The organism is Kerstersia similis (assembly GCF_965139615.1).
Lineage (GTDB): Bacteria > Pseudomonadota > Gammaproteobacteria > Burkholderiales > Burkholderiaceae_B > Kerstersia > Kerstersia similis.
The window spans coordinates 1-14,998 of record NZ_CBCSIQ010000020.1 but is presented as its reverse complement, the minus strand read 5'-3'; the positions used below and the strand labels follow the sequence as shown (position 1 = coordinate 14,998).

The 14,998-nt window shown below is 59.5% G+C and carries 9 protein-coding genes; 6 read left to right on the top strand and 3 right to left on the bottom strand.

Annotation, left to right across the window (positions count from 1 at the left end; genetic code table 11):
* Positions 1–8: 8 nt before the first annotated feature.
* Positions 9–1,232 carry an MFS transporter gene (locus ACNA1V_RS12535; RefSeq protein ID WP_415833947.1) on the top strand — a complete coding sequence of 408 codons (1,224 nt, stop codon included), beginning with the start codon at positions 9–11 and terminating at the stop codon, positions 1,230–1,232.
* Here the strand turns inward: ACNA1V_RS12535 and ACNA1V_RS12530 are convergent.
* Genes ACNA1V_RS12530 through ACNA1V_RS12520 form a run of 3 tightly spaced genes read right to left on the bottom strand, consistent with a single transcriptional unit; the run spans position 1,222 to position 6,081 of the window.
* A complete protein-coding gene (locus ACNA1V_RS12530; protein ID WP_415833946.1) occupies positions 1,222–3,054 on the bottom strand; it encodes an ABC transporter ATP-binding protein in 1,833 nt (610 codons plus the stop codon). The two genes, ACNA1V_RS12535 and ACNA1V_RS12530, sit on opposite strands and share 11 nt — an antisense overlap.
* Positions 3,051–4,775, bottom strand: coding sequence for an ABC transporter ATP-binding protein (locus tag ACNA1V_RS12525; RefSeq protein ID WP_415834001.1), 1,725 nt, complete (start codon positions 4,773–4,775; stop codon positions 3,051–3,053). Before ACNA1V_RS12525 ends, ACNA1V_RS12530 begins: the two co-directional genes overlap by 4 nt.
* Before the next feature lie 34 nt (positions 4,776–4,809).
* Entirely contained in the window at positions 4,810–6,081 is a 1,272-nt protein-coding gene (locus tag ACNA1V_RS12520) for an MFS transporter (RefSeq protein ID WP_415833945.1), read from the bottom strand.
* 258 nt (positions 6,082–6,339) lie between these two features.
* On the opposite strand from ACNA1V_RS12520, the gene ACNA1V_RS12515 reads away from it, so the two are divergent.
* From ACNA1V_RS12515 to ACNA1V_RS12495, 5 genes are all read left to right on the top strand, one after another.
* The gene (locus ACNA1V_RS12515) at positions 6,340–7,272 is read left to right on the top strand and encodes a helix-turn-helix transcriptional regulator (protein WP_415833944.1); all 933 of its coding nucleotides are present in this window, start codon (positions 6,340–6,342) and stop codon (positions 7,270–7,272) included.
* A gap of 445 nt (positions 7,273–7,717) precedes the next feature.
* The gene (locus ACNA1V_RS12510; RefSeq protein WP_415833943.1) at positions 7,718–10,585 is read left to right on the top strand and encodes a TonB-dependent receptor domain-containing protein; all 2,868 of its coding nucleotides are present in this window, start codon (positions 7,718–7,720) and stop codon (positions 10,583–10,585) included.
* A 79-nt stretch (positions 10,586–10,664) separates the two neighbouring features.
* A complete protein-coding gene (locus ACNA1V_RS12505) occupies positions 10,665–11,498 on the top strand; it encodes a hypothetical protein (protein WP_130487206.1) in 834 nt (277 codons plus the stop codon).
* Between the two features lie 244 nt (positions 11,499–11,742).
* Positions 11,743–13,554: a type I secretion system permease/ATPase gene (locus ACNA1V_RS12500; RefSeq protein ID WP_415833942.1), complete on the top strand. Its 1,812-nt coding sequence runs from the start codon at positions 11,743–11,745 to the stop codon at positions 13,552–13,554.
* Between the two features lie 2 nt (positions 13,555–13,556).
* Positions 13,557–14,915: an HlyD family type I secretion periplasmic adaptor subunit gene (locus tag ACNA1V_RS12495; RefSeq protein ID WP_415833941.1), complete on the top strand. Its 1,359-nt coding sequence runs from the start codon at positions 13,557–13,559 to the stop codon at positions 14,913–14,915.
* The last annotated feature ends 83 nt before the right edge of the window (positions 14,916–14,998 follow it).

Genomic DNA, 14,998 nt, shown 5'->3' with positions numbered 1-14,998 from the left:
GAAAAAACATGCAAAACGCCTCTGCAGCAACCCGTGCGGCCACAGCTGCCGGGAAACCCGTCGAATCATTGCTGGCTGCTGGCCTGTTGTGGGCCGGATTCATTCTGGTGTCGCTCAACTTGCGGCTGATCTTCGCAACAGTAGGCCCCTTGCTGCAAAACCTGGAGCTGGGGGTGGCGTCCACCTTGCTCGTCACCACTTTGCCGCTGGCCTTGCTGGGCCTGTTTTCGATTCCAGGCGTGCGCCTGCGGCAATGGCTGGGCGAGGAGCGCTCATTGTTCCTGGCGCTGGCGCTGCTGGTGGCCGGGTGCGGCCTGCGCTGGTTGGGCGCAAGCGCGCTGATCGCCGGCACTATTCTGGGCAGTGCCGGCATTGCCGTGATGAACGTCATCATGCCGGCGCTGGCGCGCAAGCGCTTCGGGCCTCGGCGCATGGGCCTGGTGATGGGCATCTACGCGCTGATGCTGGGTGTTGGGGCCGTCCTGGGCGCCAGCGGTTCGTTTCCGCTGTTTCAGTGGATGGGGGGCGATACGGCCGCCGCCTATCATTCGCTGGGCCTATGGGCGATTCCCGCCATGCTGGCGATGCTGGTCTGGCTGCCGCAGCTCAAGCACGGCGCGGCCGCGCCCGCTGGCCCGGCGGGCCACGGCGAGACACCCAGGGTGCAGGTCTGCCGCAGCCGCATGGCCTGGTCCATTACCCTGTTCTTCGGCCTGCAAGCCCTCAATTTGTACGTATTCCTGCCCTGGATGCCGACGATTCTCACCGATCGCGGCATGGCGCAGGCCGGGGCCGCAGGTATTTTCTCGGCATCGCAGCTGAGCCTGATGGCAGGCAGCTTTATCACGCCGCTGCTGGCATCGCGCCGGGCTGATCAGCGCCCGTGGATTGCCGCGACGGTGTTGACCTGCCTGGCGGGCACCCTGGGCCTGATGTATGCCCCGCTGGGTTCAGCCTGGCTGTGGGCGCTGTTGTTGGGCTTCGGCCAGGGGGCGGGGCCTTCGCTGGGGGCCTTCCTGTTCGTGGCCAAGGCTTCGAGCATAGAGGTTGCCACCCGGCTTTCCGCGATGGCGCAGACCGTGGGCTACCTGATCGCCGTGGCGGGGCCGTTGCTGGTGGGGGCGATTTACTACCGCACCGGCGACTGGAACCTGCCCATCCTGCTGCTGGCCGGCATTCTGGTCATCGAATTGATTGTTTCCCTGCCGGCCGGCCGGAATGTCAGGATATGAGTGCGTCCGCGCTTGAATCACGGTCTTGTGCGTGGCGCCCGGCATGCCAGTTTTTCGCGCTTTGCTGGGCCTGCCACATCCTGGCATAGCGGCCAGGCCGGGCCAGCAATTCGGCATGGCGGCCTTGCTCTACGATCTCGCCAGCGTCGATCACAAGGATCTGGTCGGCGCCGGCGATAGTGGAAAGACGGTGGGCGATCACGATTACCGTGCGTTCGCGTACCAGGGCATCAATGGCGGATTGGACGGCTACTTCGCTTTCCGTATCCAGCGCGGCGGTCGGCTCGTCCAGAATGACGATGGGAGCGTTCTTCAGCATGGCGCGGGCGATGCTGATGCGCTGGCGTTCTCCGCCGGACAGCCTGCCACCGATGTCGCCCACGCAGGTGTCATAGCCTGAGGGCAGGCGGCAGATGAAATCGTGGCAATGCGCTGCCCGCGCTGCGGCTTCCACCTCGGCGTTTGTTGCTTCGGGACGAGCCATGCGGATATTGGCCAGGATCGTATCGTCGAACAGATAAACGTCCTGGAATACCACGGAAACCAGCGAGTTCAGCTGTTCCGGGGCGATGGCGCGAATATCCACGCCACCGATCAGGATGCGCCCGGCCTGCGGATCGGCATGCCGCATCAGCAGGCGCGTTACGGTTGTCTTGCCGCTGCCGGAAGGGCCCACCAGCGCCGTCAGGCTGCGGGCTGCAATCCTGGCGTTCAGGTGGCGCAGGCACGGCGTACTTGCTGCGGCATAAGAAAATTCCACGGCTTCGAACGCCACATCGAAGGTTTGCGGCATCTGTGCCGGCTGTTGCTGCGGCAGTGGCGCCAGAGACAGCAGCGCATTGATTTTCCCCAGTGCGGCTTCTATCAGGTCCAGTATCTTGGCGTACAGCACAAAGGTGGCCAAGGGTTCGCTGAAACGAACGACCACGACCATCAGGGCGGCCAGGATGGCGACGTCCAGTGTGCCCTGGGCGGCCAGCAGCGTGCCGACGAACACCACAAGCAGCACGGCCAGCTCCATGACAGTGGTCAGGATCAGGTTGGGCTTCGCCCCTTTTTTATGGCCGATGGTTTGTACCGTTTCCAGGTGACGGAAGCTGTCCTGCAGGGTCTCGGCGCGTGCGCCGGCGCAACAGGCGGCCCGCAGGATGGGCAGGCCCTGGAGATATTCCAGTATGTCGCTGCTGGTGCGTTCGTTGGCGTCCGCGAGCAGGCGCATGCCACGGCCGAACGCAGGGCGACGCCAGCGGTAGAGCGGGACCAGCAAAGGAAACACCAGCAGCAGGACCAGGCCCATGCGCCAGTCGAACCACAGTGCGGCGAGGCCAACCACGGCGGGTGTGATCAAGGCGCTGGCCATCATATTGGCGATGGTCAGGACGTAGCTCAGGGTTTCGTCCACGTTGCCCAGCAAGGCCGCGTTGACGCCGCCAGTACGCTTGTCCTGCAGCAATTCAAGCGGGATGCGGCGCAACTGGGCGCCCAGCTCCGTGCGCAGCTCGTGCGTATTGCTGACCATGTCGCCGTCGTAGTCGAAGCCTTGCGCATGCCAGCGGATGGCACTGCTGGCCAACAGCAGGACTGTCATGGCCAGCAGCCAGGGCAGGGCGGCCTGCCAGTCCGGCACAGGGATCAGTGCCTGGAAAGTCGGCATCAGACAGGCCAGTGCCAGGCCTTGCATGGCGGCGGCCACGCCCAGCCCGATCAGGCTGGCCCGCAGCCGGGGGGCCCGGCTGCGGGCATTGCGCAGCAATAGTTGCCAGGTCTCGCGCAGCGAGGTAATGCGTGGGCCGGAGGCCGGTTTGTTCATGCCGAGGTTCATGCCGGTGTTCCTGTCAGCGACCAGTTCTGGGCGGCTTCGTAGCTGCGCCAAAGCCTGGCGTATAACCCTGCCTGCTGCAACAGGGTTTCGTGCCGCCCGCTTTCGGCCAGGCGGCCTTGGTCGAAAACCAATATCTGGTCTGCATCGCGGATGGTCGATAGCCTGTGCGCGATCATCAACACGGTTTTTCCCCGCATCAGGTGGGAGAGCGCAGTCACCAGGGCGGCTTCGTTTTCAGGGTCGGCAAAGGCAGTGGCTTCGTCCAGGATAAGGATTGGCCGGTTTTGCAGAATGGCCCGGGCAATGGTGATGCGTTGGCGCTGTCCGCCGGACAGAAAGACGCCGCGCTCCCCTGCGGGGGTGTCATAGCCCTGCGGCAGCGCCATGATGAAATCATGAGCCTGTGCGGCCTTGGCTGCCTGCATCACGGCCTGGAGCGTGGCGCCAGGCATGCCCAGCCGGATATTGTTGGCAATCGTGTCGGCGAACAGGAAGGTATCCTGGAAAACGAAGGCCAGCTGTTGCATCAAGGTGTCTGGCGGTATGTCCCGGACGTCCACGCCGCCCACACGGATACAGCCTGAACTCACGTCCCAGAAACGTGGAATCAACCTCGCCACCGTGGTTTTGCCAGCACCGGATGGCCCGACCAGCGCCGTGATGCTGCCTTGCGGCACGTGGAAGCTCACATTCTGCAGAACCAACGGGCCATCCGGCGCATAGCGGAAATTTACGCGTTCGAAGCGCACACTGGCATCTGCCGGCATCCTGGCCCGTTTGGCATCAGGTGCCGGCAGTGCGGGTTCGGCCATGACTTCGTGAATACGGTGGATGCTCATCTGCGTCTTGGCAACCAAGTGCTTGAGCGACATCAGCGGCAACAGGGATTCGGCCATGCCGGTGCCGACCAGCAAGGCTGCCAGCCAGGTGGAAGTGGCCTGTACATCCTGGCTGAGCAGCCAGGCGCCCAGCCAGACCAGGACAGCGAGGGTAGGGAGCGGGTTCAGGATGGCGACGGACAGGCGCGATGAAACCCCGGCCATGCGGTACCACTGCTGCACGACGTCCCGGAACCGGTCCAGCGCCTGCTGGTAGCGCTGAAAGGTGGTGGCGCCGGTGTCGAAAGTGCGTACCACTGGCATGGCCTGCACATATTCCACCACTGCCTTGCTCACGTTCTCGCTGGCATGGTGATAGCGCGACATCATTTCCATACTGCCGCGCATGGCCAGAGATACGACCGCCATTCCCAGCAGCAGCACGGCTGCGGCTGCCAGTGCGAGGCGCCAATCCAGCCAACAGAGCAGGATGAAGGTCAGGACGGGCGAGACATATGCCCTGGCATAGAGCGGTGTGCTGTCAGCCACGAAAACATGCAATGCCTTGACGTCATCCATCAATACCTTGGTCAACGCCCCGGAGCCCGTTTGCTGCAGATAGCCCAGCGGCACGCGGGCCAGATGCGCCGAAAGCGCAGTGCGCAAATGGGTTTCGAGGCGAAACGCGGCCAGATGTGATTGATTGAAGCCGCTCAGCCGCAGCAGATAGGCCAGCACCGTCAGGCAGCTAGCCAGCAGCAATGGCTGCCAGGGCCACTGGCCGGGCTGCGTGAGCAGTCCATGCACGGCCCAGGCCAGTGCGCACAGCGCGCCCAGCGCTGCCGAAGCAGCCAGCCCTGCCAGAATCATCGCGGCTCGGATCTGGCGGCCGACCGGCCGCATGATGCTCCATACGCTGGGGGAGGCGGGACGGGAATCAGCAGCCATGGGAGTGCAATTCCGGATCCAGGCCATCCAGGGACGGAGCCTGGCTTCTGATCACGATCACCGCAATGACTGCAGACGTTGCGGCCAGCCCGAAAAAGACCGGGTAGCCCAAGTGCTGCGCCAGCCACCCGCCCGCCATTCCGCCGGCAACAGCCAGCAGCGCATCGGCACTTTGGAACAGGGTGAAATCCACGCCTGCCTGTAGCGGTGATGCCAGCCCCATCAAGGCGGAATACAAGGCGACCCAGACAAAGCCCAGGACGGCGAATACCAACCCGACCAATACCATCAGGACTGTCAGCGAGGCGGACGGTGCAGCCAGCGCCAGGGCAGCCAGCACGCAGGCTTTCAACGCGACGGCAATCCATACGGCCCGCCATCCGGGGACCAGCCGTACCAGCAGCCCGCCCAGGCAGGCGCCAGAGAGCCCGGCGAAGATATGCAGCGAACCGAAAAGCCAGCCCAGTTGTTCCAGGTTCAGCCCGCGATCCAGCAGGAAGGGGCCGAACATGCCCAGCGTGAGGCGCACTCCCACGCTGGCCAGTAGCATCAGGAGCAGGCCGGTACGGATTTCCGGGCGGCGCAGCGCATGCAGCAGCCCGGGGCGGTGCCCCTGCGCCAGTTCGCGTTCGCGCGGCGGTTCACGCAACAGCAGCATGGGGATGCTGAGCAACAGTGTTGCCAGGCCTGCGGCCATCAGGGCCCAGGGCCAGCCGGCTTTGCCGGCGACCAGCAGAAATCCGCCAGCGCCCAGCATGGCGCCGATATAGCTGCCGCCGACCTGGGCCACGTTGCCCCAGCCACGTTGCTGGGCTGCCAATTGTTCCACGGTGAATCCGTCACTGGCGACATCGGTGGTGGCGGCTACCAGCGCGGCGAGCAGCAAGCCGCAGAGAATCCATCCGGCATGAGCGGATAGCGAGAAAAAGCCAGCCAAGGCCGCCAGCCCCAGCAGGAACAGAATGGCGGATATCAGCCACTGACCCGTCAGGATCAGGGTACGTGAGCGTCGTTCCAGCCGATGGGCGGGCAGCCGCCAGCGTTCCACCGCGGGCGCCCAGATGAATCGCAAGCCCCAGGGAATCCAGAGCAGGGCGGTCAGGCCCGCAACTTGCAGCGATGCCCCGGCATCACGCAGCAGCGACGGCAGAGCCTGCGTCGTCAATGCGGTGATGATGGTCTGGCTGATATAGATGCCTGCGATGGCTGGCAGAACTTGTCGTGCGCTCAGGCGCGACGGAACAACATAGGATTTCGACATGCGGAGTGGTCCGTAGCCTGCGGGAGGCGGATGTTCTGCCGCATTGCGGAAAGCGCTGCATTGCAATGCGGGTCAATCACAATGGACAATTTCTATCTACAGGATTTGTGGATAGAATAGATAAGAGTGATATCCAACATCATTACGTTTGCAGGGAAGTTGCGCTAACGGTTTACGGAAAAAATTTGATTTTTTCAGGAAGAAATTATGTCGGGGAGCGCAGGTCCATCCGCCCAACAGGCCCTTGATCCCGGAAAAATGTCGGAAGAAAGCCTGAACCGTGTGCATGAGGATTGGCGGCATGCCGTTCACATGTATCAGCCCTGCGAAGGCCTGTGCATCAGCTGCATCAACGGACGGCCGGGCAATAAATGGTCGTTCGAGGCAGAAGGGCCTTCTGCATTCAGTGTGAATATCCTGTTGCAGGGGCGCATGCAGGCAGCGTTCGACGACGGCGGCGTGCTCGATGCCCGGGCCGGCTCTGCGATCATGATGGCAACCGGCCAGTATGCGAAGGGCTGGGATGTGCTCGACAGCGAATCCGAAGGCGCGTTCCGCATGGTCAGCATCCACATTCCCCAGACGGCCATGACCAGCCTGACCGGATTGCAGATGGACGACCTGAAACAGCGCATCTGCACGACCTCGGGCGACCAGTCGCATCTGGACGCTTTTCTTGGCGTCATGCCTGCATCCAGCAGTCTGCAGCGTCTGGCGGGCGAGCTGCTGGGTTTTGAAAGCATCTATCCGGGCAGCTGCATTTCGCGTGATCTCTATCTGCGTGCCAAGGCCTTTGAAGCGGTTGCCTGCTTCCTGCGGGAAAACCTGGCCCAGCAACGGGCCAGCCTGCCTGTGCCGGCAGACCGGCCGCGGCTGCTGGATGCAAGGGCCTTGCTGGAACGAAGCTACGACCAGGAATGGAGCGTGCAAACGCTGGCGCGAGCGGTGGGCCTCAACGAAAAACGCCTGCAATCGGGCTTTCAGGCCCTGTATGGCTGCTCGGTACACAGCTGCCTGACGCGCATACGGCTGGATGCCGCCGTGGCGCTCTTGCAGCGCGGTGTCAGCGTGACGGAAACGGCAGTCAGTTGCGGATTTTCAAACCTCAGCCATTTCAGCCGGATATTCAGGAACCATACCGGCGTTTCACCCAAGCAATGCGCCCTGGGCATGCAGGCCAGGCCGCAATAGCGGGCAATAGCTGGAAATTCTTGGCATTTTCTGGCGCTTGCGGGCCAGTGCACTCAACACCGGCCATGGCCGGTGTTTTCAATTTTTCCATTCGATATTGCAACGCCTGGCGAGACATGAATGCCATTTCTGCACAGGTGCTCGCCGGCTTTTTGTGGCGCAACAAATATTCTCGAATAGTCAAATTTTTCCCGTAAACCGTTAGCAGCCAGCACATATTTTCGTGATCATAGGCCCTGGCTGGTAGAGGGTAGAGAGCCCAGCGGGCGGCCGTGCCCGTAGGGAGTCAGGGCTCAACACAGGGTCTGCGTCAGCACAACCGGGGCAAGATGCCGCCAAGAGCACAGCCTGAGCGATGGGCGATCATCGGTAAATATGTAAATGCCTATCATTACTTATATCGTTTATTTTTATTCATCAAATGAAATTTCCTAGAGACAAGGCAGTGAGCCACACGGAACTGCTTGCCGCTGCCGGGCAGCGGCGCCGCAAGCTTGCGCCGCTTCAAGCAGAAACGGCGGTACCGGTGCGCCCGCGGCAATTGAGCCTGGCCATCGTATTGGCCCTGGCCGGGCAGGCTGTGCTGGCCCAGGAAGTGCAAGAGCGCCTGCCATCCGGGGATCAGGATGCCCAATCTGCCCAGATGCCTGCGGATGCCGGACATGCCCAGGTGCTGGACGCGGTAGAGATCATAGGCACGGCGGAAGAAAACAAGACGATTGGCAATACGGCGGGGGCCAGCAAAGAGGATATCGAGCGGCGCGGTGCCAGCCACATGAGCGACCTGATTGACCAGATATCAGGGACGTCGGTCAACAGTTTGTATGCCAGGCCGGAAGTGTCTGTAGGGGTGCAGGGGATTGCGGGGCATGGGCGTGTTTCTCAGTCGCTTGAAGGCATTACACAGAACTTCCATGCCTTTACCAAAGATATTGGCCAGACCGGCTCGATCTTCGTTGATCCGCAGTTTTTGAAATCCATTGACGTTACCAGAGGTGTGAATACCAGCACTGGTAGCTTGGGAAGTTTGGGCGGCTCTGTTGATTTCAAATACCTCGACCTAGACGACATATTGCTTCCTGGCAGAAGCTTTGGCGGGATGGTTCGCGGTTCTACCGGGTTCAGTAAATACAAGAATGGACAAAAGCCGTCTGGCTCATTTTTTCTGGGCGGAAGGAATGAGCGCTGGGATGTGATGGTAGGCGCGGCTGACAGTGAAAATGATGCCTATAAGATAGGTAGTCATTTTGATGATGGCGATATGCTGAAGTATTTTCATGCAAGAAATATTAATTTTTACGACAACATAAATAATCCAGAGCTCAATTGGGGGGGAGGGTGTCGCTATCAAGTTCGCGGAGTCAGTAGTGGAAGTAGAGATGGAATGGAAAACTGCCAACTCTCTCCTGAACGCCTGAATCAACTCAAGCAGGCAGCAAAGTCTGGTGCTTTGGAAGGTACAGAAAAGAAAGCCGAATCACAGATGTTGCGTCTGCGTCATTATTTTAATGATGATTATCAGCAAAGCCTGGAGATGTTTGCGGCAAACAGTCGCGCCAAATATCAGACTGATCAGCAGCCTCAGATTATCATCCCGGAAGGTTGGGGGATTGCAGAGCCTGCATATTGGGCGAAAAATCCTTGGTTTATTGCTACCGAGATGAAAAGCCAGGTTGTTAGCCTGAAATACAAAGCAGTCGTTTCGGATTTAATTAATCCTGAAGTAATGCTCTACCACGAGGAACAAAAACGAGATCAACAATGGAAAGGTGTCAGGGGGACTGGTGCCGTTGGTCAGGATATGCACTACTTTGTAGATAATAGTTCCAATGGGCTCAGGCTGAGTAATGCCAGTCATTTCCAAACATCGCTTGTCGGCCCATTGCGCCTGGATTCTTCATTCGAGTTTCGACGTGCTCATAAAGATGTGGATAGTTTCAGCGAAGCCGACTGGTTGGAGGAAGACAAAAAGAATCGTGGCTTACCCTACACCCTTGCGCAGGAATGGGATCCCAGTTCAAAGAACAAATCTTCAGGTTTTGCGCTGAATTTGAGTACTGAAGGGGATGGGCCATGGCAGGCCAGTGCTGGTGTTGGTTGGCAGCGAGTGACAATGGATGTGGACTCTCCCAGATTTAGGACTGGAAATATTGCAAAAGAGGGAATAGTTCCTAATACTACAACACTCTTAAATGCTTATCGTAGTCAAGGTTACTCTTTTGGAGAAGCCCGACGCATGGCGAATGCGGAAAGTACAAGAATATTCAATGAGATGAAGTTGGATCCTGATAGCGACAATGGGAATAATCGCTTTAATTTAGATGATAAAAAACATGGTTTTAATTTGAGGCAAGCCAATTTCAACTTGCAATATACACAACCAGGGACGGGTTTGACGGCATATGGCTCTATTGGTTACAGTGAACGAGCGCCGACAAGCAATGAAATGTATACATCTGGCCCCTGGTTGAAGCAACTGTTTGTCGCCAATCCTCATCTGAAAAAAGAAAAAAATCTTTCCTTGCAATTGGGAGTTAACTATCATAAAGAAAGATGGTTGACGACCTCAGATGAATTTAATGTGGGTCTTGGGTATTATCGAAATCGCATACGCAATCACATTGGCTACGGCCCGATATGGATGGAAAACGATGCAGTTATGAATGGCAAAAGCTCTGTTGGGGGTGCTGTTGCTAACGTCAATAATGAGGCGGCAGTCGTTCGTCATGGCTTTGAACTGAACCTTGCCTATAAACAGCCGTTGTTTTATGTAGGTGGTAATTTGACTCTTCCACTTCGGCATAATAATAAAATGTGTAATTCGCTCCTGCCGAGCGGGAACGCTTATTACGTCACCTATGATGCAGAGGGAAATGCTGTTTTCTCACAGGTAGGGGGCCAAGGGCCGAGTTCATGTTACTCAGGCTGGAACTGGATGGAAACCAGCTTAATCGAGCCTATTCGAGGAAGTCTCACAGCAGCCCTGACGCCTTACAACGGGAAAATGGAAATAGGCAGCACCTTGCATTTCCGAGGAAAACAACGTGCGTCTTATTACTACATCAAGGATGCTCAAGACCCCAGCAACAACTCATTAGGGCCATTGCCCAATGGAGATGGCTGGATAGATGCCTATCTTTGGCCGAAAACTATCAAATTTGATCTGTTCTTTAACTACCGATTTAACGATCAACTGAAAGCAGGAATTTACATTGCCAATCTAACTGATGAGTTTGATGGTACGCCGACCTCTTTGGGATACAACTTTTATCCAGGCCGCACCGTTACAGCTAACTTGGAGTACAGATTTTAAGTTTTTCGCTGTTTCGGCCATCCGGGTCGGAAAAAATTTTGCCGGAGTTGCGACCGGCTTGTGAAACAGGAGAGACATCATGTCTTTGAAAACTGCAATCGACGACTGGCGTGATAGCTACGATGAAACCATCATCGACACGCAACATGATCCGGCCTATATCGGTTCGGTGAAGGCCACGAACGGCAATATCTACGAAGGTATTGCAATTTACCAAACCGGCAACAAGATCTACGACTTCAACGTGTACGCGGGACAAGGTGTGGATCATGTCAATGCCATCAACGGTGGTGGCAAGTTCGTGGTGGAATCGACTGGCGGCTTTTCGTGGGATACGGCAGTTGCAACGCCACCTTCGACCCCTGGCGGCTACGATGGTACCTACAATTTCGTGACATCTGGTTCACTGAATAAGTTGTCGCTCGGCTACACCCCCTCGGGTGACAACAATCCCTCTCCGGATGCTGCCACACTGACTGCGTTCAATACCAGCTATCCGCTGTTGGTAGTCAACGGTTTCAATATCGCCGTGGACTACGCCGCCACGTTGTTTGGCTCGGGATACAACGGCAACACGGCTATCAGCGTGTCGGCAACGGCCTCCGATGGCACCGTGCTTTCCAGCATCCTGGCTAACGCCAGCCTGTATGAGAACGCAACGCTGAACTCTGCCGTGCTGTACAGCCTGGCGTTCGACAACACCGGTGTTCAAGCCTTCGAGTGGGTGCTGGATAAGTACCTGGAGTCCAAGGGTTCGGATATCACCGACTCGTGGGCAGACATCCAAACTGCACTGTCTGGCACTGGCGTGTCGATCAGCTACTACGACTACGCTCCCAGCAGCGCTGTTGCAGCTGATGCATATGCCGTTGCTGCTGCCGAAGTCGAAAGCGACCTCCTGCTGGCCGCGTAAGCAGCCATTCCAGAAATGCAAGAGGTTTGACCGGAAAAGTGCTGGTGATTTTCTAGCGGGAAGATCCACCACTTGACCGGGTAGTACCGGGGCCTGGCGCTTTGCGGCCGGGTTCCGGGTTCCGGAAGCCGTTGATTCTAGCGGTTTACGGAAGCCCCTGCAAAAACACTTTGCAGGCAGATTTCGGCTTTCCCCTTGCCAGTGGGGAGGGGGATTTTTTTCCGTAAAAAAGGCTGGGGATGTAATGACGGCGGATAAATCCCGGCCGGCAGGGAGTGCGCGTGGTGAATTGGCCCGTGCCCTGCTGACCTATAAAAGCAGTTTTGTGCACATCGGCGTGTTTTCCGGCGTCATCAATATCCTGATGCTGGCCCCCGCCCTGTACATGCTGCAAGTGTATGACCGGGTGCTGACGTCCGGTAATGAGATGACCTTGCTGATGCTGACGCTCATCTTGCTGGGCATGTACGCGTTCATGGGGGCACTGGAATGGGTGCGCTCGGTGGTGGTGCTGCGCCTGGGGACGGGCTTTGACCGCCAGCTGGCGCCACGTGTCTATGACGCGGCCTTTAGTGCCAACCTCAGGACTGGCAAGCTCAACGCAGCGCAGCCGCTGGAGGATTTGCAGCAGCTGCGCCAGTTCGCCACCGGCCAATCGCTGTTCGCGCTGTTCGATGCGCCGTGGTTCCTGGTGTATGTGCTGGTGATGTTTTATTTCCACCCCGCACTGGGCTGGTTCGCCCTGGGCGGCACGGTGCTGCTGATGTGCGTGGCCTGGATCAATGAGCGTGTCAGCCGCCCGCATTTGCAGAGAGCCGGGGAACTGGCCATTGCGTCGCGCCGCGATGCCGGCGCAAATTTACGCAACGCCGAGGCCATAGCCGGCATGGGCATGCTGGCAAACCTGCGCCGGCGCTGGGCCGGACAGCACCTGGGCTATGTGCGTGAACAGAATCTGGCCAGTGCCCGCATGGCGAAGATCCAGGGCTGGAACAAGTCATTGCGCATGGCGGTGCAATCCCTGGCGCTGGGCCTGGGGGCGTGGCTGGTGCTGGAACACCAGATGACGGCAGGCATGATGATCGCAGGCTCCATCTTGCTGGGCCGGGCCCTGGCACCCATAGACCAGATTATCGGCGCGTCGCGCCAGTGGACGCAGGTGAAGGAGGCCGAGCGGCGTTTGAGCCGTTTGCTGGAGGATTTTCCGCCGCTGGCAAAAGGTATGGATTTTCCCCGGCCAGCGGGCAATCTGGCGGTCGAGCAGCTGCTGGCTGCTCCCCCTAGCCAGACCCAGCCAGTGCTGCATGGCATTCACTTCAAGCTGGCAGCGGGAGAGACACTGGTCGTGATCGGCCCGTCCGGCTCGGGCAAGACAACGCTGGCGCGTTGCCTGGTCAATGCATGGCCGCCCTTGCGCGGCAAAGTCAGGTTGGATGGCGCCCCGCTGGAGCAATGGCGGCCGGAAGCCCTTGGGGCGCTGATCGGCTACCTGCCGCAGGATGTCCAGTTGTTCGCGGGGACAGTGGCGGAGAACATCGCCCGGTTTGCGGCCGGTGAGGCTGGCCGGGTGGATGAACAACAGGTCATTGCCGCTGCGCAGATGGCTGGCGTGCATGAATTGATTCTGCAACTGCCCGACGGCTACCAGACACAACTGGGAGAAAACGGCATGGGATTGTCGGGCGGCCAGCGCCAGCGGGTGGGGCTGGCCCGCGCCCTTTATGGCGAACCCTGCCTCGTGGTTCTCGACGAGCCGAATGCCAACCTGGATGAGGCCGGTGACGCCATGTTGGCCGAGGCTATCGCCCGCATCAAGCTGGCGGGTATCACCCTCGTACTGATTACGCATAAACCCAACATCCTCAAGCTGGCCGACAAACTGCTGGTGCTGCACGCCGGCGCCCAGGCCGATTTCGGCCCGCTGGCCGAGGTAATGCAGCGCATGCAGCGTGGCGCGCCGCCCAGGGCGCCTGCCAGCGTGCCGCAGCCCCGGGTCATGCCCATTCCCACCTACGGGGCGGCGATGAACTATGCACAACGCAAGGAAGGAGCATGAGCATGCCAGTGAACACAGGGGCCTTGCCGGTGGACGCCGGCTTGATCGACCCCAGGGATGAACTGCTGTCGGTGGACGAACGATACTTTGTGCGCCTGGGCTGGCTCATCGTGCTTGTCGGTGTGATGGGGTTTCTCGGCTGGGCCATGCTGGCACCTTTGGATGCCGGGGTGCCGGTAGAAGCCAAGGTGGTGGTCAGCGGCAATCGGAAAGCGGTGCAGCCGATCACCGGCGGCCGGGTTGAACGCATTCTGGTCAGCGAAGGCCAGCGCGTGCAGGCGGGGCAGGTATTGGTCGTGCTGGAACCCAATGTTGCAGCCAATCAATTGGATTCCCTGCAATTCCAGTTCTTCAGCAGCCTGGCGATGGAGAACCGCTTGATGGCAGAACGTGATGGCCTGAGCGACATCCGCTTCGATGAGCGCCTGCTGCAGGCCGGGCAGGCGGGCCTGGCCCAGGGGGCAGAGATCATCCAGGCGCAGCGGCAATTGTTCGACAGCCGCCGCAGAGCCCAGCAAATCACGCTCGATGGCCTGGAGGCTACCTTGCGCGGCCTGCGCGAGCAGCGCGACAGCCTGCAGCGCATCCTGCAATCTCGCCTCAGCCAGCGCGAGGCTTTTGAGCGCCAATTGGCCGGGCAGCGTTCGCTGGCGGCCGACGGTTTGTTGGCGCGTAACCGTTTGCTGGAGTCCGAACGCCAGTTCCTGCAATTGGCCGGGGCCGTTGCCGATGACCAGGGGCGCTTGGCGCAGCTGCAGGGCCAGGTGCAGGAATACCAGCTGCGCCTCGTGCAGCAGCGCGAGGACTATCAGAAGGAGCTGCGCACGGCGCTGGCCGAAACCCGCACGCGTACGGCAGACCTCGGCGCGCGCCTGGACAGCGCGCGATATGACGTGGGCAACATGCAGATTCTGGCACCCACCGAGGGCATCGTGGCCGGCCTGGCTGTTTTCACCCAGGGCGGCGTGGTCAGTGCCGGCGACAAACTGATGGACATCGTGCCGTTGGACCAGCCCTTGATAGTTGAAGGCCGCCTGCCCGTTCAGGACGTGGACAAAATACATGTCGGACAGCCAGTAGAGCTGGAATTCGCGGCATTCAATCGCGCATCGACCCCCAGGCTGCCAGGCACCGTCAAGACCGTTTCCGCAGATCGCCTGGAAGATCCTTATCAGGGCGTGCCGTACTACCACGTCGAAATCAGTGTTGATGAATTGCAGGGCAGGGAGGTGCTGCCGGGCCTGCAACTACAGCCGGGCATGCCAGTGACTGCCTTCATCAAGGCTGGCGAACGCACCATGATGAGCTATCTGCTCAAACCCTTGCGCGACCGTGCCCGCCTGGCGCTGACGGAGGAATGAATGACTGGGCCGGAGATGACGGAAAAGGGTGGGCGGCGAACCGGGAAAAGGGGGCTGAGGGCGGGCATTCGAGGGCGGCGGGC